Origin of the sequence: Bacillus cereus group sp. BfR-BA-01330, assembly GCF_022663885.1 — a bacterium.
In the GTDB taxonomy this organism is placed as follows: Bacteria; Bacillota; Bacilli; order Bacillales; family Bacillaceae_G; genus Bacillus_A; species Bacillus_A cereus.
The window spans coordinates 324,481-342,855 of the sequence record NZ_JAKUGK010000007.1 but is presented as its reverse complement, the minus strand read 5'-3'; the positions used below and the strand labels follow the sequence as shown (position 1 = coordinate 342,855).

Sequence of the window (18,375 nt, the reverse complement as noted above, 5' to 3'; positions counted from 1 at the left end):
GTAATCCCCCTCTTATTGTCGTTTTTCCATTCGCCATTCAATCCAGTTTTTTATAACGAGTGTAAACACTGCAATTAATGACATTAACGTCGCTACTGCAAATGCTGCTGAAAATTGATATTCATTGTACAAAATTTCAATATGGAGCGGCATCGTGTTCGTAATGCCACGCACGTGACCTGATACGACAGAAACGGCTCCAAACTCACCGATAGCACGGGCATTACATAGAATCATGCCGTATAAAAGACCCCATTTTATATTTGGAAGCGTAACGCGCCAAAACATTTTCCAGCCACTTGCGCCAAGTGATAAAGCTGCCTCTTCTTCACTTTTCCCTTGCGCCTGCATAATGGGAATTAATTCACGTGCAACGAACGGGAAGGTTACAAAGATTGTTGCGATAATAATGCCTGGTACAGAGAAAATGAGTTTCACTCCATGTTCAAGTAACCATTCGCCAAGAGCACCCCTCGGTGTGAAAAGTAAAACGAATACTAATCCTGCGATAACTGGTGACACAGCAAACGGCAGTTCAATAAGAGAGAGTAATACTTGTTTTCCTTTAAACTGAAACTTTGTAATAAGCCATGCGGCCGCTACCCCAAATATCGTATTAAGCGGCACAACGATTAACGCAACGAGAAGCGTTAATCTAATTGCTGAAAATGCTTCTTGATCTGTAATAGCGGCAATGTATACATCCATCCCTCTTTCAAAGGCTTTTAGAAAAATAGTTATGAGTGGCAGTAATAGAAAGAGAGATAAAAATAAAACTGTAATCGCAATTAATATGCCTGGTACAAGCTTAGATTCTTTTTTAGCTGATACGCTTTTTACTATTTTCTTTTCTAATAATGTTGGTTCCATTTTCTCTCCCCCTATTCACTTTTTAGTTCATGCCTTCTACTCCAGCTTTGAATCATATTAATCAGAAGAAGGAAAAGGAGGGAAATAATAAGCATCACGGTCGCTACAGCTGTTGCCCCCGCGTAATCATATTGTTCTAGTTTTGTCATAATCATGAGTGGTGCAATTTCTGTTTTCATCGGCATATTACCTGCGATGAAAACGACAGATCCGTATTCTCCTAATGCTCTTGCAAATGCGAGTGAAAAACCTGCAAGAAGAGCGGGAAAGATTTCTGGTAAAATGATTTTCACAAATATTTGCAAGCGGGATGCACCTAAGCTCGAAGCTGCCTCTTCTACTTCTTTATCAATATTTTGCAGCACTGGTTGCACCATTCGAACGACAAATGGTAAACCGATAAAAGTAAGCGCAACGATAATTCCGAGTGGTGTAAAAGCTACTTTTATATGCAACAGACCAAATATTTTCCCAATCCATCCATTTTCCGCATAAAGCGTTGTAAGTGTAATACCAGCTACAGCTGTCGGAAGTGCAAACGGTAAATCAATGAGTCCATCTAATAGTCGTTTCCCTGGAAATTTGTAGCGTACGAGCACCCAAGCTATTAATAAACCGAAAATGGCATTTACAATAGCCGCTACCAATGAAGTTGTAAAACTAACTTGATAGGAATGCAACACACGCTCGTTCGTTATAACCCCAGCGAACTTCTTCCAACCTAACTGTGAAGTTTGAATAAATACGATAGAAAGTGGTATAAGTACGAATAAACTCATGTACAACATTGTAAATCCAAGCGATAATCCAAACCCTGGTAAAACACGCTTCTTCCTCATCCTCTTTCACCTCTTCCCCCTTTAGCAGTGCATTATTTTTGATAAATTTTATCGAATACGCCGCCGTCATTAAAGTGTTTTTCTTGTGCTTTTTTCCAACCACCAAATAGTTCACCTACTGTAAATAATTGAACTTTCGGAAATTGGGATGCATATTTTTCTGCTACTTTTTCATTACGCGGACGATAAAAGTTTTTCGCCGCAATTTCCTGTCCTTTTTCTGAGTACAAATATTCAAGATACCCTTCTGCTACTTTTTTCGTTCCTTTTTTATCAACGACTTTATCTACAACCGCTACTGGTGGTTCTGCAAGTACACTAATAGAAGGGGTTACAATTTCAAATTTATCTTTTCCAAGCTCTTTTTGAGATAATAACGCTTCATTTTCCCATGCGATTAATACGTCACCAATTCCTTTTTCAACAAATGTTGTCGTTGCTCCGCGCGCTCCTGAATCTAATACTTCTACGTTTTTATAAATTTGGCTAACAAACTCTTTCGCCTTATCTTCACTATTATTATATTTTTTCAATGCGTATCCCCACGCCGCTAAATAGTTCCAACGTGCTCCGCCTGATGTTTTTGGATTTGGTGTAATGACAGACACACCTTTTTTCGTTAAATCATCCCAGTCTTTAATTCCTTTCGGGTTTCCTTTTCGAACAAGAAATACAATTGTTGACGTGTATGGAGTGGAATTATTCGCAAGTCGCTTCTGCCAATCTTCTGCTAGTTGTTTTTTCTTACTAATGGCATCAATATCATAAGCAAGTGCTAGTGTAACAACGTCTGCTTCTAAGCCATCAATAACAGAACGCGCCTGACTTCCAGATCCCCCGTGTGATTGTTTTACATTTACTGTTTGCCCGTGCTTCTCTTTCCAATACTTCGCAAAATCTTTATTAAAATCTTGATATAACTCCCTAGTTGGATCATAAGAAACATTTAAAAGCTCAACTGTTTTTTTATCCCCACTTCCTTCAGAATTACTAGTGGATGTTGCCGAACCACACCCTGATAAAAGTACAACTGCTGATAATAAAACACCTGTACTTTTCATAAACGCTGCCTTACCCCACTTTTTCATCGTTAAGCCCCCTTAGTTTATACAATAGAAAAAGGCACACAATATATTCACAAATGTGAACATTGTGCGCCTTCAGTTTATCTGATTAGCTTCTAATGTATTGTATTCGATTTCTTTTCATTTTAATTCTGTAATTCATACGTGTCAACTTGGATTTTAAATTTTCTTGCTAAACTAAAATATTGGCATACTTCGAGCCCAATGATTTTTCAAATCAGCAAATTCTTTTGGTAACTTACTATTTTCATTCCATTCTAATTTATATGCATTTACTAACACCGTAGCCATTGATTCACGGTTCATTACTCCATTTTGATTAAAATTACCGTTCTTATCATTTTCAGAGTTCATCCATAATTTCACAAATAAGATATTGCACTCGCCGTAAGCGTTAATCCCTTCTGTTCTATGTATATCTCCTCCTTGTTGGTCATATGAAGCTTTAAATATATGGCACCACAGCTTAATCAATGCACAAAAAAATGAGGCAACCACCTTCAAAGATGGTTGCCTCATTTTTACACTTGCATCGCTTTCTCTCTCAATGCTCTTCTTAACAACTTACCAGTCGTATTCTTCGGTAATTCTATTAAAAACTCAATGCTTTTCGGCACTTTATATTTCGCTAAATGTAACGTGCAGTAATGCATTAGTTCTTCTTCTGTTACGTTTGCTTGCTTCAAAACGACGTACGCCCGCACAGCTTCTCCTAAGTTTTCATCAGGAACACCGATTACAACAACTTCCGCTACTGATTCGTGCGTATATAATACTTCTTCTACTTCACGAGGATATACGTTATAACCGCCAACTAAGACGATATCTTTTTTACGATCAACGATATAGAAGTAACCTTCTCCATCCATTTTCGCCAAGTCACCTGTATATAGCCAGCCGTCTTTCAATGTCGCAGCTGTATCTTCTGGTGCATTATAGTATCCTTTCATAACGTTAGGTCCGCGAACGATTAATTCGCCGACTGCGCCGACAGGTACTTCTTCCCCAAGTTCATTTACAATTTTATTTTCTACATGCCAAATATTTGTGCCAATCGACCCTGGTTTACGAGGACGATCTAGCGGATTGAAACAAGTAACTGGTGATGCTTCTGATAAACCGTATCCTTCTGAAACAATAACGTTAAAACGTTTTTCAAAGTTTTGTAGAAGAGCAACAGGCATCGATGCGCCACCGGAAATACAAAGACGAAGCGTCTTCACATCTTCTGCGCTTGCTTCTTCAAATAAATATAAATAATTGTACATCGTCGGTACGCCAGCAAAGATCGTTGGTTCGTACGTACGACAAATACGGAATACTTCTTTCGGACTAAATTTCGGTAACATTAAAATCGATGCCCCGTTCACAATCGGTGCATTTACCGCCACTGTTAAACAGAATACATGGAACATAGGCAGTGCCGCAACAACACGGTCATCAGCCGTATATTGTAAATACGAAGCCACATCGCTCGCATTACTATATAAATTTTTATGTGTAAGCATAGCGCCTTTCGGTTTTCCAGTTGTGCCCGAAGTGTATAGGATAACCGCTACATCTTCTTCATCTAGTTCAGGACCTTCGTAAGTTGTATCTCCAGTCCCCACAAAACTAGTAAACGTTTTCATTTTTTCGGTTTCTGTATGGTTAAAATCTGATGAGGTTTCGCATATGATGATGTTTTCTAATGAAGGAAGTCTTGTTGTAAGAGATTGTATAACAGGTAGAAGGACGTCGAGTACGATGATTGTTTTTACATCTCCATTTTGTAAAATATAATGCATTTCGTCTGCTGTATAAATTGGATTAACTGGAATAACAGTTGCTCCGGCTTTCATTGTTCCGTATAAACCGACCAAAAAATGTGGTGAGTTCCCAACAACTAATGCGACATTGTCCCCTTTTCCAATGCCCATTTCTGCTAAATTGCCAGAAAACCTTGTGACCATTTTGTTTAATTGGTCATATGAGACCGACTGATCCATAAATATATAAGCCGGTTTATCCCCCTTCTTTTTTGCCGTTTCAGCCAAAGATTGAACGAGATTCACAAAAACCCCACCTTTATAAAATTTAGAATATTTAAAAATTCTAAATTAATTATATTAAAAGAAAATTAAAGTGGCAAGTGATATTCTATTAACTGCATATAGACAGACCACCTACTCTTAGTTTACTTTGGAAGAATAAGGGGATTTTATTTGTAAGTAATTTATGAAACTAGACCAGAAATCATTTTAGGATAATATGCATTCATCTTTTCTCTAAGTTTATTAAGTTCCTCTTTATTTAACGTCGTATGCTCGCCGTGCAAGTTAAGAGCGTCCGCTCCATCTTCATGAAAATACACCGTAACATATAACGTCGGTAACCCTTTGTTGTTTTCATCTATTGATAAGACGACATCTGGTGTTTTATTAACAGTGCTGAATGTTTCATTTCTTTTCCACTTCTTATTTTGAAACATGTCTTGTATATCATGTATCTTTCGTTTGTTATCTGTATGCGTAAAATATATAACATTATCCTCAGCCGGTTTTCCGATAGACAAAATTGTACGACTTGAGGGCAATCCACTGTTACACGCTGTCATTCCGATGACGAAGCTGAGCAATAATATAACGTACATTACCCTTTTCATTTCGATTCGCCTCCTTTTGAATATATATATTCCTTTACGAGGGGCAAATGTCCTGTGATTTTATGTTTTTTGGTAAATGAAATTATATGAGCGATTTTTCAGTTATATCAGCGCAACTCAATTTATATCGGCGATTTTCCAAATATATCAGCGCAACTCGGTTTATATCGGCGATTTTTCAAATATATCGACTTACCGACAAAACCTGACAATCTACGCAAAAAGAAAGAGGCTGCCCGTTATGGAAGCCTCCCTCATTTTTAGAAGAATAAATGTAAGAAATCTTCTGTTGTAATGTTACCGAAGTAGCGTGCAATATCTACGCCTTCTAAAGCTGCAGTGAATGCATCTTTATCGAACTGAACGCCTGTTAGACGCTCTTCGATATCATGAACATCTAATGAACCGAAGAAGTCGCCGTAAATTTTACATTCTGTTACTGTTCCTTTTTTCACTTCAAGACGAACATCAACTTGTCCAACTGGGAAGCGGTGTGAATGTTGTAAGTTGAACTTCGGTGATTTTCCGTAGTTCCAATCCCAATTTTGGTAACGTTCTTCAGAAAGTTTGTGGATCTCTTTCCAATCATTTTCTGTTAATTCATACGTTGGGATTTCTGTTTCTCCTTCGAAAATTGTTTCTAGAAGAAGTTGTCTAAACTCCTCTGTCGTCATTTCTTCGTTTAGGAACTCTGTAATGTTCGCAACGCGGCTACGGATTGACTTAATTCCTTTTGATTGAATCTTATCCATTTTTACTTTTAACGCTGATACGACGTGATCGATTTCAGAGTCAAATAGTAACGTACCGTGGCTGAACATACGACCTTTCGTTGCGAACTGTGCGTTACCTGAAATTTTTCTGCCTTCAGCTAAAATGTCGTTACGACCACTTAGTTCTGCATTTACGCCTAATTTACTAAGCGCTTTCGTTACAGGCTCTGTGAATTTTTTGAAGTTGCTGAAACTGTCTCCATCATCTTTCGTAATAAAGCTGAAGTTTAAGTTTCCTAAATCGTGATATACTGCGCCTCCGCCTGATAGACGACGAACGACATGAATACCTTTTTCTTTTACGTAATCTGCATTAATTTCTTCTACTGTGTTTTGGTTTTTACCAATGATAATCGAAGGCTCATTAATGTAAAACAGTAAATATGTTTCGTTAATATCTAAATTTTTCACACAATATTCTTCAATTGCTAAGTTTATTCTAGGGTCTGTAATTCCTTTATTATCAATAAATAACATCGTATCACCTCATGAGTTCCATACGTAGCCACTATGCGCTAGCGTAATGTGACCACTGAAAATTTGTTTTGCTTCTGTTACTAAATCAGATGGGTTGCCTGTATGCGGTAAGTGCGTTAATAAAAGTTCTTTTACATTCGCATCTTTTGCAATACTTGCTACTTCTGTACTATTCATATGCCCTGCTTTTGCAGCCTCTTGATGTGCATACATATTACACTCACAAATGAAAAGATCAGCATCTTTTGTGAATGGAATGAATTCAGGAATATAACTTGAATCAGCGCTGTATACTACAGCATCATCTCCAGCTGTAATACGCATCGCAAAGCATGTAACAGGATGAACAGTTTTTAAGAATGAAATCGAGAACGGTCCAATTTGAAGTGTTTCTTCTGGATTGTACGGGATTCCTTTCGTATGCGGTTCATGCGTTAAAGAATGGAATCCATTCTCATCAAATGTATGACCGTATATTGGTAGTTCTGGTAGTTGCCTTGTTGTCGCACTCGTAATTAGTCTCGCATATTGCAATACCCCAATGTCTGCAACATGATCGTGATGATAGTGCGACAGTACAACTGCATCTATATCAGACGGTGTTATATATTTTTGAAGCTGTGCTAGTACACCACTACCACAGTCTACAAGTAAACGAAAACCATCGTGTTCAAACAAATACCCCGACGTTGCTTCTCCCGCTTCTGGAAAGCCGCCCCAAAAGCCGACAACAGTCATTTTCATATGTATCCATCCTTTCTAAAACCGAGTAGAAATGCATGTTTTGCTTACATCCTACATTGTTAACTATAATCCATTTCCTAAACTTTTTCATTAATTTTCAATTTTGTTATAAAACAGTTGTTGACTTTTATTTTTTGTACTAATACAATAATAGTAAGAAATGGAAATGGAGGGATTGACATGATCGATCAACCAATGGAGTTTTTCAGAAATTTACCGACGAAAACTTGTGCGCACTGCGGGAAAGAAATTGATGAGCAGCACGAAGCATACCATAACAAATGTGATGATTGCGTTCACGAAGAATAGTAGTTTGTGAACATAAAAAAAACCTAGCAGATATAGTCTACTAGGCTAATAACATCTTATCCTTCATCGTTGAACCTTTCACCAAGAGCTCCAGTTCAAACTCATACAATTCTTTTTTTCGATAATTTTTCGTATGGATTTTATCCATCATTAGGTCGACAACTTTTCGGGCCATTTCATCAATTGGCTGTTCAATTGTCGTAATACCTGGTTCTGTAATCTGCGATAATATTTGATTATCAAAACCGATAACAGCGAGATCATCTGGAATGCTCCAGTTATGACGTTTCGCCTCTGAGATAATTCCAGCTGCTACCTCATCGCCTCCTGCCAAAATCGCGGTAGGATTTTTTTTGTCCTTTAATACTTCATGGAATATTCGTTTTCCATCTTCCCAAGAGAAAGCGTTTTCAAGAAAGTCAATCGCTTCTACTTGGCGGCTCTTCTCAGTTATTGCACGTAAAAAGCCCATTTTTCGCTGCTGGCTAACGACTTTGGTTTCGTTACCACGGCAAAAAATAAGATTACGATATCCTTGATCTAACACATGCTTCGCAGCTATGTATGCTCCTTGCGCATGATCAAACTTCACTGTTGGAATATTTGCTTCCTCAATATATTCATTACACAACACGATTGGACCGTGCTGTAAGTATGGCTCTACATCTTCCCACGGATTTTCTAGTGAACATAGAATAATCCCATCTACTTGTTTCGTAGATAATAATTGTAAATACTCCATCTCTTTTTCCGGTAAATATCTTGTTTGACAAATAATCAGTTTATATTTATGTTCAGAAGCAGCAATCTCGATTGCTTCGATAAATCTACTGAAGAAAGGATTTGTAATCCTTGGAACGAGCACCGCAATTGTTTCCGTTTTTTGTTTACGAAGCCTTCTCGCCGCAGAATTAGGAACAAAGCCTAAATGCTTCATTGCTAATTGAACCCTTTTTTTCTTCTCATCTGAAACATATGGATGATTATTAATCACCCTAGAAACCGTTGTCCTTGATAACCCCGCTAATTTCGCCACGTCCTCTATAGTCGACACGAAATTCTCCCCCTTTGCATGAAAACGTTTTCTTAAATTGATTATATAGTATATTATTGGAAACTGCAATATCGGTTGTTATGATTTTACTATATTAATATTATACATAGGTAAAAGTCTGTTAATGCAGGGGAATTTATACTGCTTTTAGAAGTTTACAGTAGGTATATTTATAAAAATTTGAAGGTGATATTCCATGAATCGGACAGATCGTTTATTAGCTATATTAATTGAATTACAAAGAAGACAAACTGTTACAGCACAAAGCTTGGCTAAAAAATTCGAAACTAGTATAAGAACTATTTATCGAGATATGGATGCACTTAACGAATCGGGTGTTCCTATTTATTCAATGCCTGGCTACGGCTATTCATTAATGGATGGTTATTTCTTACCACCCATTCAGCTTACGCCTGAAGAGGCTGTTACTCTTTTATTAGGCGGTGATTATATCGAGAAAACTTTCACTTCTTCTTTTTCTGTACATGCACGATCAGCAAAAGAGAAACTTGAAATTGTTCTCCCTGCTGATCAACAAAAGAAAGCCCGGGAATTACGAGGAACTTTTCGTTTTCTTTCTCCTATATTTTCGCAGCAACAACCTGAACAAAAAAAACTTGAAAACCAACTGATTCTGTTGCAAGAATCTATACAAAAAGAACAAGCTGTCTCTTTTTCTTATCGTAAACCGAGGGAAAATACAAAAATGCAGCGGACCGTCCATCCTTACGGCTTAGTCAATATTTCGGGAATTTGGTACATCGTTGCACATTGCTTACTTCGAAAACAAATACGCAATTTTCGTTTAGATCGTATGGATACGTTACAGCAAGAACAAGAATTCTTTACAAAGCCAAAAGACTTTTCTTTACAAAACTATAAACCTGAAAGCAATCGGACTGTTACGGTTCATTTACTATTTCCATCACATATTGCGCATAAGATTATTGAATCCCGCTACTTTTTTATAGATTCATACGAGCATAGAGATAGCAGTTTTCACGTTTTTTTGAAATCAAGAAACATAGACGAAGTATTTCAGTGGGTATTGAGCTGGGGAAGCCAAGTAAAAGTACTTGAGCCAAAAATTCTTTCTGAGAAAATTCGTGATGAAGCAAAAAAAATGTTAAAACTTTAATTTCACTACTGACATAATGTTGTCAGTAGCCATCCTTTATATTAGGTATTAACAAATACATTTTTATAAAAAGGAGTTAACACTATGAAGAAATTTGAGGAGTTAGCAACGTATTACATAGAGGAATTAGAAAAGTACTCTATAGAGCAATTTAGGATGAAGCCTTCTAGTGAGGAATGGTCTCTTGGTCAAATGTATAATCATTTAATTGCCTCCACATACATGCAGTTAAATGCAATCACAAAATGTAAAATAGAAACACCATCAATAACTAACATAAAAACAGAGATGGGTGAAAAAGTATATAAACTTGGTGCTTTCCCAAATATACAAATTAAAGTACCAAATCATCCTGGATATACACCTGAAAATCCAGCCACCAAAGAAGAAATGCAGAAACAATTTCTAGAATTAATTACAATTGTAAAAAATACAGAGCTAACACTTTCTTCTATTCCAAGTGATTGTAAAGTCGAACATCCTGGGCTTGGTTACTTAAATGCAATAGAATGGTTTCAACTTATTTCTATGCATTTTGCTCATCATCTTCGTCAGAAAGAAAGATTGGAACTTAAGATTCGCTAAATTTTAACATTTTCACTAAAAAGAGACTGCCAATATTGGCAGTCTCTTCACTAAAATATGTACCGCCTATACAATTACTCATAAATTCCCACTTTCTATCAATAGAATACTTCTCTTTTTTATTCAATATAAAACCCCATCAATACGTCATCTCCATATGATCCATCTTCATATTTAATTTGCTTTCGTTGTCTGCCTTCTTCTACAAAGCCCATACGTTTGTACACTTTAATTGCCCGATCATTAACAGAAACTACACCTAAACAAATTTTCTCTAAACCTTTCTGCCCTTTCGCCCAACTAATAAGAAATTCAATTAATTTCGTGCCGATGCCTTGATTACAATACGCCTCTTTAATCCCCATTCCCATTGTGCCTGCGTGTTGTAACCGTTCTAGTTCATATCGGTTGAAAATTAAAAAGCCAACTACCTTCCCATCTACTTCATACACGATATAAAGATTACCTTTCTCATTACTTTTCCGTATCTTTTCTCTTTCTGCATTCATATCATTCGGTAACTTCTTTGGGGATACTATGAAAAATTTTGTAGTAGTTTCCGATAATATAATTTCTTTTCTAATATTCATAATTGCTTCTGCATCAGTCTCTTTTACTAACCGTATCATTGAATCACCTCGTACTTTTTCTTTTTAAAAATAATATTACAACTATAAAACGGCCAATATGCAATATTACATATTGAGAATCTTTTTACTCTTGATACAATATTCATATATCAAAATAAAAGGAATGTATACAATGAATCCAATCTTAACAGCTGCAAAACAACTATTACATAAAGAAGAAAAAATTTTATCTACTTTAAAATGTTCACTTACTGGCTATATGATTACGCATAAAGTCCCGTATCCTGGCATGTTACTTGCTACTAATCAAAGACTTCTCTTTTTTAGCCAATATAAAAACACATTCATTGCCGAATTTGATTATGAAAAAATTCTATCCATAGAAACGAAGAGAAGAATCTTTGACAAAAAAATAATATTTTACTATGAAGATGAATATATAACGCTTGGATACATTACAAGTTCGAATGTTGAAGCGTTCATAGACTTACTACATAGAACGTAAGTATTCCAAATGCATCTTTCATACTTGTATATACTTCTTTATCAAACAATATAGGTGAAAGGGCAAACAAGAAAGATTATTAGCGGATTTACGATAAAATAATAAGTAAGATTGCCTTTCATCATATCAACTCCTCTACCCTATGTTTCTCTGTAAATTGTTGTAATTCCTTTTCTTTCGTTTCTATAGCTTTTAGAAAGATTTATAGATGAACTAAGGAAAAGATGTGCCCTCTATTAAAATAAAAAAGCACCAAAAAGGTGCTTTTTTCTATGCTTCAACCGATTGATTTTCAGCAACATTTCTAAATTGTCGTTTGTGCATCCAAGTTAATGAAGCGATTGTTCCAAGGGATAATACAACGATAAAGATCATAAGTACTCCAATGTTTTGCCACATGAAGTTAAAGTCTCCACTTGATACGACTGCTTTCAATCCTGATACAGAGTATGTCATTGGTAGCCAAGCATTAAAATGTTGTAAAAACTTCGGAATTAATTCTAGCGGGAATGTTCCTGCACTAGTTGTAAGCTGCATAATTAATGTTAGGATTGCAATGAAACGGCCCGCATCACCGAATGCTGTTACTAAACATTGAATTAATGCGATAAATGCTAAGCTTGTAACGATGCTAAAGAGTATGAAATACGGAATACTTTGTACTTCTACACCTAATCCGAACAGTAATATAACATCTGCTACTATCGCTTGAATAATACCGACCGATAGTAAAACACCGAACTTACTAATAAACCAGCTAAACCCTGATTTTGGAACACCGACTGTATCACGTAATGGATATACAATTGATAATAGTAATGCCCCAACAAATAAACCGAGTGATAGGAAATACGGCGTAAATCCGGTTCCGTAGTTTGGCACTTCCGCCATTTTCTCCGTCTTCACTTTTACAGGACTTGCAAACATATCATACGTTTTATCCGTCCCTTTTACTTCACCAGTTTTTTCTGCTCCTTCGCCAAGTTTCTCTGCAAGTTCACCTGAACCATCGTTTACTTTCACTAGTCCATCAGTTACTTTTCCTGATCCGTCTGCTAGTTTATTTACTCCGTCGATTAGCTGGGTTGAGCCGGTTGACATTTTATTTAGGCCACCATTTAGAGTACCTAAGCCAGTTGTTACTTGATTAGATCCATCTGCTAATTGATTTACGCCACCTGCCATTTGGTTTGCTCCTACAGATAATGTTCCTAAACCATCTGTTACTTGGCTTGAACCATCTGCTAATTGATTTACGCCACCTGCCATTTGGTTTGCTCCTGCAGATAATGTTCCTAAACCACCTGTTACTTGGCTTGAGCCATCTGCTAATTTCGTTACACCTACAGATAATGTCCCTAAACCGCCTGTTACTTGACCAGACCCATCTGCTAATTTGGATACTCCTGCAGATAATTGACCTAATCCTGCTGTCACTTTTCCAGAGCCACTTTGTAATTGCGTTACTCCATCAATTAATTGAACTGATCCATCTTTTAATTTATCGGCACCTATTTTTGCATTATCTAATCCCTCACCAAATCCATGAAACTTACTAACAAATTCATTTTGTGCGCTCGTTAGTTTCTCAATACCACCTGCTAGAGTTTTTATCCCTGCTGGATTTGGTAAGTTTTTTTGCAACCCATTTGTTGTTTGATGTATTTCGCCCTTTAATTGTTTTACTTCTTCATTTAGTTTATTTGTTCCACCTGCTACTCCGGCAGCCTTTTGCTGAACTGTCGCTGTACTTTTTACAGCACTTGTTATGAACGGTTGTAACTGCTCTTGATATTCTTTTGGTAAACTTTCAATTTGCTTTTGTAAATTCGCTACCTCTTGTGCTGCATTTTTTGCATCTCCTGCTGTTGATTGTGTAAGTTCATTTAACTGATTTACATTCGCCCCAGCTCCATCTATTTTTTCATTTACTGTATTCAATATAGAAGGAACTTTCGACTGCATTTCCTCTAAGCCTGCAGCAGACTTTTGTACGTTACTATTTAACTCTTGCAATCCCTTTTGAATTTCTCGAGACCCTTTTTCTAATTGACTTTGCCCTTCAACAAGTTTTCCCATACCATTTGATAGGTCCGTTGTTCCTGTTTTTAATTCACCGGATTTACTTACTAATTTGTTCAAGCCACCGGTCACTTTCTCAGATCCATCACGCAACTCACCCGTTTTACTATTTAACGTATTTAAACCGTCTGTTACTTTGCCCGATCCGTCTACTAATTTCCCTATACCTGCATTGCTATTTAATGCATGTAAACCATCTGTTACTTTACCTGATCCATCTACTAGTTTCCCTATACCTGCATTGCTATTTAATGCATGTAAACCATCTGTTACTTTGCCTGACCCATCTACTAATTTCCCTATACCTATCTGCATTTCACCTGTTTTGCTATTTAGTGTATTTAAACCATTTGTTACTTTGCCTGACCCATCTACTAATTTCCCTATACCTACCTGCATTTCACCTGTTTTACTATTTAGCACATTTAAACCGTTTGTTACTTTGCCTGACCCATCTACTAATTTATTAGATCCATCCGCTAATTTCTGAACTCCATCCTTCATCTCCCCAGATTTCCCTTGAAGCGTATGAAGGCCATCCGTCACTTTACTTGAACCATCATGCAATTCACTTGATCCGTCATGTAGTTTATTTGCTCCTTCCGCCCCATCTGCTAATCCTTTTGAGACATCTTTAATAGAATCAAACATTTTCTCTGCATATGTTTTCGTTAACGTGCTTGATACTTCAGTTTTAATCTTTTCAATGGCTGTTCCTCCAATTTGTGAAGATAAGAAGTTTAAACTTTCGTTTGGAATGTACTCTAAGTTTAATGGCTTTGGATTGTCTTTTAGTAACGTTGTAGCGTTACTGGAGAAGTCATCTGGAATGCGCACTAACATGTAATACTTTCTACCTTCCATTCCTTTCTTCGCTTCTTTTTCACTTACGAACTCCCATTTAAAACTTTTATTATCTTTTAAATTATCAACGAGCCCTTTTCCAACCTCAATTGGTTTTCCATCAAATACTGCGCCTTTATCTAAATTGACTACTGCAACTGGTAAGTCATCTAACTGTTTATACGGATCCCAAAAGGCCCACAAAAACATCCCTGCATATAAAATCGGTACGAATAAGACCGCAATAATTGGAATTAATATTTTTTTACTTTTTATAATTTCCGTGAACTCTTTCCGAAGTAACTGATTCCCTTTCATAATTCCTCCCCCTTTTATAAAATGACCAAAATGTTCATATAGTCATTTTTACCCAAACAAAAAGGCTATACTTGTTCATACATATGCCTTATTCCCGAATTTATTACTATGCAACTTTTTCTCATTATGATTATAATTTTTCTATATCCCCCCTTAACTTAAATATATGACCATATTGTTCATTCGGTCATTTTTTATAAAATTAAAAGGATTATCTTAGTTTGACAATCCTTTTAGTAAATAAAGTTCAAATAACTCTGCAATTTTTTCTTTTTCTAGCGGTTCATGATTTTTTTCCCAATCAAAAATAAGCGATACATATAGACGAAGCATAATAAATGCTGTAATTTCTGGATCACATTTGCTAATTTCACCTTTTTCAATCGCAATCTTTAAATACGATTGAATAACAGAAACGATTTCCACATCAACTTGTTGCATAACTTCTTGTACTTCTTTCGTTCCCATATCGCGCTCTTCTTGAATTAATTTAATCATAAGCTGATGTTCTTTTCTAAATTCCAAGATGCTATATAATGCTCTATGTACATTTTCAAAAAATGAAACATCTGAACGAATTGCACTTTCTGCAACTTGCTTCATTTCTGTAATTAAATTAGAAATAATTTCACCAAATAGCTCTTCTTTATTTTTGAAAAAAGTATAAATCGTTCCTTTTCCTACATTCGCTAACTTCGCTACTTGATCCATCGTTGTTGCTTTATAACCGAACGCTGAAAAAGACTTTGTTGCAGCTTCAATAATAGAACGTTTTCGATCTATCGCCACATTGTCACCTCCAAAAATGACCAATTGGATAATATAGTCAATCAGTACATCTTTGATATTACCACACGCTTACATTCTATACAAGTTCTCTTTTTATTATTTCCAGTATAAAAAAATTTCAGTCAAGTTATATCATACTGTCCATAGTTTATCAAAAAGTATACTTGTATGGAAAGCTAGAATATATTCGTAAATAATTGCTGACTAGATCCCACTAGAAACTTAATAAAATAGACAGTGTTCTTAAAACCAAAGTTTTAAGAACACTGTCTATTATTTTGACATAGAAAGTAATATTTTCTCCATCTCTTTCTTAGTTAGATCATCATCAATTATCTCTTCGTATATCTTTGTATCTCTTGTAAAAATATCATTTACTATGACAATTTGATAATCACTATTCTTACCTTGTGCTGGTACAAACATTTTGAGTCCTTTTAACTTACTCTCTCCTTGAGAATATTTATTATATACCATTTCTTTCCCGTCTAAACTATAACTTTCTAGATTCTCTTCTCCAGGCATCATGTAGTGTAGTGGATCCTTACCACCATTAACATTACCATCCATATACATCCTTGACTGGTAAATTGTAAAACCATATTTCCCTTTTGTATATTCTGATTTAATAACTAATTCTACATCTCTTCCAAAATATGAATCAGCCCATTCTCTCTTTAATTCATAACCTTCAGGTATATAAGTTGGCTCCTTAATTTGATACGGTACATGTTCTTTTGCTTCTTCTATAGTATATGTTAAAGACTTCTGCAATTTATCATTAAAAGGGTTTAATTTCTTCTGAATACTAGCTAATTTTTCTTGATTAGTTTTATTCAAACGTTCAAGATTAATTTCCTTTGTATCTCCATCATAATTCTCAGGCACATTTTTCTTAACCATTGCTTGTTTCTGAATTTCGCTAGCCTCTTTAAATAATTGGACATATTGTTCAAATTCTTTTTTTGTAAAATTCTTTTCTGCCAAATACAAAAGATCTGTATCTCTTTTATATGACTTTATCGACATACCCCATTCTCTACTTGCATTCTCTGGTGTACCATATACTGTTTCTATCGCTTTTTCAAATGCCGCTTTAGATTGCTTATTTTCTACAACCTTTTCCTTCTGTCTTTCATCTCCCTCGGTTATCCTTGCATTTAATAAAAATCCGCCTGCTATAGCTGCTATCGCAATCACTCCAAGTAAAGAAAGACGATACGATTTCTTTTGGAATTTTTTAATCATAATGATTCTCCTTTTTAGTGTTCGTTTATTTCTACTTAAATTTGCTAGGCTTGGTACTTGATAGGAATAGTGTTGTAGAAGGGTAATAATTGTATGACCGTATGCAATTTGTTCCTCTTTATCTATAAAAGTAAGTGCATATGCATCACAGGCTAATTCTTGATCTTCTCGCATACAAAAATAGGCGTACCAAAGAATCGGATTGAACCAATTTAATAGGATTAAACTGTACATAATCCAATTTACAGCTACATCGTTTCTCTTAATATGAGCTAACTCATGGTAAAAGACATATTGTAATTGTTGTTCATTTAATACTTTCATATGTTTTTTTGATAGTAATACTTTCGGGCGAAAGAAACTAAAAACCGTTGGACTTGCAATCTTTCCTGCAAGACGTAATGAAACTGCCTTCTTCATTTTCATAGACTGCTTACAGCGATTAAACACTGTAGTGACCTGTTCGTCCGTAATATCCGGTTGTTTCTTTATGTAAGAATATAAACGTCTATTTGTAAGAAACGTGATGGCTGCTACTATGATTACCCCAGCTAGCCACACATACAAAGCAAGTTTGTATAAAGAAAATGTAGTCTGTTTTTCCGAACTGACTTTTACTTCCGGTTCGCTAGTTTTTGTCACCATTTTAGAATTTGATTCCAATTCCACTTTTCGGTCGCTTTCTATGTTCACTATATTCTCAGTAGCCGGCATATTTTTTGGAATAACTTCCGATACGCTAGAACTATAAGAAAGTAATGAGTAAATGCTATAAGAGCTATCTGGCGACCACGGTAAAAGGAGTCTTATCATTAATACGATCCACAGCATATATTGCCACCGGGGGGTTAATTTATTTCTAAATAGAACTTTTATACATAAAATAAATCCGACTAATATGCTAGCCATAAGTGACGTTTCTATAAGCCAATCAAAAAAATGAGGAAGGTATACATTTATAAGCGTGTTTATCATTTTTATCGATCCTTCCTCTTATTCTCCTCTGTCTTCTCATCTAAGATGCGTTTTAATTCATTAATATCTTCTGAAGATAATTTCTCCTCTTTTAAGAAATTAACAAGTAATGGCTTAAACGCTGCACCGCAAAAACGTTTTAGTAAAGATTTCGTTTCCACTTGCAAATAATTATCTTGTGATACTAACGGATAATAAGCGTACATACGCCCTTTATCTTGATGGTAAGAAACGGCTTCCTTTTGTACTAATCGATTAATTAATGTGCGGATTGTTTTCGGTTTCCAGTCCATTGCATCTTCCAGTTCTTCTATAATTTCATTCGCTGTTTGCGGAGAACTCGACCAAAGTACTTTCATAATTTCTAATTCCGCTTCAGATATTTTAGGTAATTGATTTGTCATCGTATGTTTCACTCCTAAGTATTACATTTGTAATCTATAATTAAGATTACAAATGTAATACTTAATTGTCAACCATATTTTAGAAAAATTAATTTCAGCTAAA

General features: G+C 35.7%; 18 protein-coding genes. 4 read left to right on the top strand and 14 right to left on the bottom strand.

Annotated elements, in window-relative coordinates; all coding sequences use genetic code 11:
- Positions 1–12: 12 nt before the first annotated feature.
- The 8 genes from cysW to MR112_RS21320 form a co-directional block, all read right to left on the bottom strand.
- Positions 13–870, bottom strand: coding sequence for a sulfate ABC transporter permease subunit CysW (gene cysW / locus MR112_RS21355; protein WP_242245279.1), 858 nt, complete (start codon positions 868–870; stop codon positions 13–15).
- 11 nt (positions 871–881) lie between these two features.
- A complete protein-coding gene (gene cysT, locus MR112_RS21350) occupies positions 882–1,709 on the bottom strand; it encodes a sulfate ABC transporter permease subunit CysT (RefSeq protein WP_048534210.1) in 828 nt (275 codons plus the stop codon).
- 32 nt (positions 1,710–1,741) lie between these two features.
- Entirely contained in the window at positions 1,742–2,797 is a 1,056-nt protein-coding gene (locus MR112_RS21345) for a sulfate ABC transporter substrate-binding protein (RefSeq protein ID WP_016122071.1), read from the bottom strand.
- 174 nt (positions 2,798–2,971) lie between these two features.
- Positions 2,972–3,148, bottom strand: a complete 177-nt coding sequence (locus MR112_RS28940; protein ID WP_001986183.1) for a hypothetical protein — start codon at positions 3,146–3,148, stop codon at positions 2,972–2,974.
- Positions 3,149–3,315: 167 nt separating this feature from the next.
- A complete protein-coding gene (locus tag MR112_RS21335) occupies positions 3,316–4,848 on the bottom strand; it encodes a fatty acid--CoA ligase family protein (protein WP_242245278.1) in 1,533 nt (510 codons plus the stop codon).
- Between the two features lie 161 nt (positions 4,849–5,009).
- Positions 5,010–5,438: a hypothetical protein gene (locus tag MR112_RS21330; RefSeq protein WP_000832612.1), complete on the bottom strand. Its 429-nt coding sequence runs from the start codon at positions 5,436–5,438 to the stop codon at positions 5,010–5,012.
- Positions 5,439–5,698: 260 nt separating this feature from the next.
- Positions 5,699–6,688, bottom strand: a complete 990-nt coding sequence (locus MR112_RS21325) for a lipoate--protein ligase (protein WP_000897277.1) — start codon at positions 6,686–6,688, stop codon at positions 5,699–5,701.
- A gap of 9 nt (positions 6,689–6,697) precedes the next feature.
- A complete protein-coding gene (locus MR112_RS21320; protein WP_016122068.1) occupies positions 6,698–7,432 on the bottom strand; it encodes an MBL fold metallo-hydrolase in 735 nt (244 codons plus the stop codon).
- A 180-nt stretch (positions 7,433–7,612) separates the two neighbouring features.
- Between MR112_RS21320 and yhfH the strand changes: the two genes are divergently transcribed.
- Entirely contained in the window at positions 7,613–7,741 is a 129-nt protein-coding gene (yhfH, locus tag MR112_RS21315) for a protein YhfH (protein ID WP_000567010.1), read from the top strand.
- Positions 7,742–7,781: 40 nt separating this feature from the next.
- Here yhfH and MR112_RS21310 read toward each other — a convergent pair whose 3' ends face one another.
- A complete protein-coding gene (locus tag MR112_RS21310) occupies positions 7,782–8,795 on the bottom strand; it encodes a LacI family DNA-binding transcriptional regulator (RefSeq protein ID WP_000103715.1) in 1,014 nt (337 codons plus the stop codon).
- A gap of 196 nt (positions 8,796–8,991) precedes the next feature.
- Here MR112_RS21310 and MR112_RS21305 point away from each other — a divergent pair, with 196 nt between their 5' ends.
- The gene (locus tag MR112_RS21305) at positions 8,992–9,933 is read left to right on the top strand and encodes a helix-turn-helix transcriptional regulator (protein WP_049107262.1); all 942 of its coding nucleotides are present in this window, start codon (positions 8,992–8,994) and stop codon (positions 9,931–9,933) included.
- An 84-nt stretch (positions 9,934–10,017) separates the two neighbouring features.
- The gene (locus tag MR112_RS21300) at positions 10,018–10,518 is read left to right on the top strand and encodes a DinB family protein (RefSeq protein WP_049107261.1); all 501 of its coding nucleotides are present in this window, start codon (positions 10,018–10,020) and stop codon (positions 10,516–10,518) included.
- Positions 10,519–10,637: 119 nt separating this feature from the next.
- Here MR112_RS21300 and MR112_RS21295 read toward each other — a convergent pair whose 3' ends face one another.
- Positions 10,638–11,147 (bottom strand): GNAT family N-acetyltransferase, encoded by a 510-nt coding sequence (locus MR112_RS21295; RefSeq protein WP_000620467.1) that lies wholly within the window; start codon positions 11,145–11,147, stop codon positions 10,638–10,640.
- 133 nt (positions 11,148–11,280) lie between these two features.
- On the opposite strand from MR112_RS21295, the gene MR112_RS21290 reads away from it, so the two are divergent.
- Positions 11,281–11,613: a PH domain-containing protein gene (locus MR112_RS21290; RefSeq protein ID WP_001068219.1), complete on the top strand. Its 333-nt coding sequence runs from the start codon at positions 11,281–11,283 to the stop codon at positions 11,611–11,613.
- Between the two features lie 270 nt (positions 11,614–11,883).
- On the opposite strand, the gene MR112_RS21285 is transcribed toward MR112_RS21290, so the two are convergent.
- From MR112_RS21285 to MR112_RS21270, 4 genes are all read right to left on the bottom strand, one after another.
- Positions 11,884–14,856 (bottom strand): YhgE/Pip family protein, encoded by a 2,973-nt coding sequence (locus tag MR112_RS21285; RefSeq protein ID WP_242245277.1) that lies wholly within the window; start codon positions 14,854–14,856, stop codon positions 11,884–11,886.
- A gap of 216 nt (positions 14,857–15,072) precedes the next feature.
- Entirely contained in the window at positions 15,073–15,645 is a 573-nt protein-coding gene (locus tag MR112_RS21280) for a TetR/AcrR family transcriptional regulator (RefSeq protein WP_000963381.1), read from the bottom strand.
- A 273-nt stretch (positions 15,646–15,918) separates the two neighbouring features.
- Positions 15,919–17,868, bottom strand: coding sequence for a M56 family metallopeptidase (locus MR112_RS21275; protein ID WP_242245276.1), 1,950 nt, complete (start codon positions 17,866–17,868; stop codon positions 15,919–15,921).
- A 2-nt stretch (positions 17,869–17,870) separates the two neighbouring features.
- Positions 17,871–18,272, bottom strand: coding sequence for a BlaI/MecI/CopY family transcriptional regulator (locus MR112_RS21270; protein WP_000184509.1), 402 nt, complete (start codon positions 18,270–18,272; stop codon positions 17,871–17,873).
- Positions 18,273–18,375 lie beyond the last annotated feature (103 nt).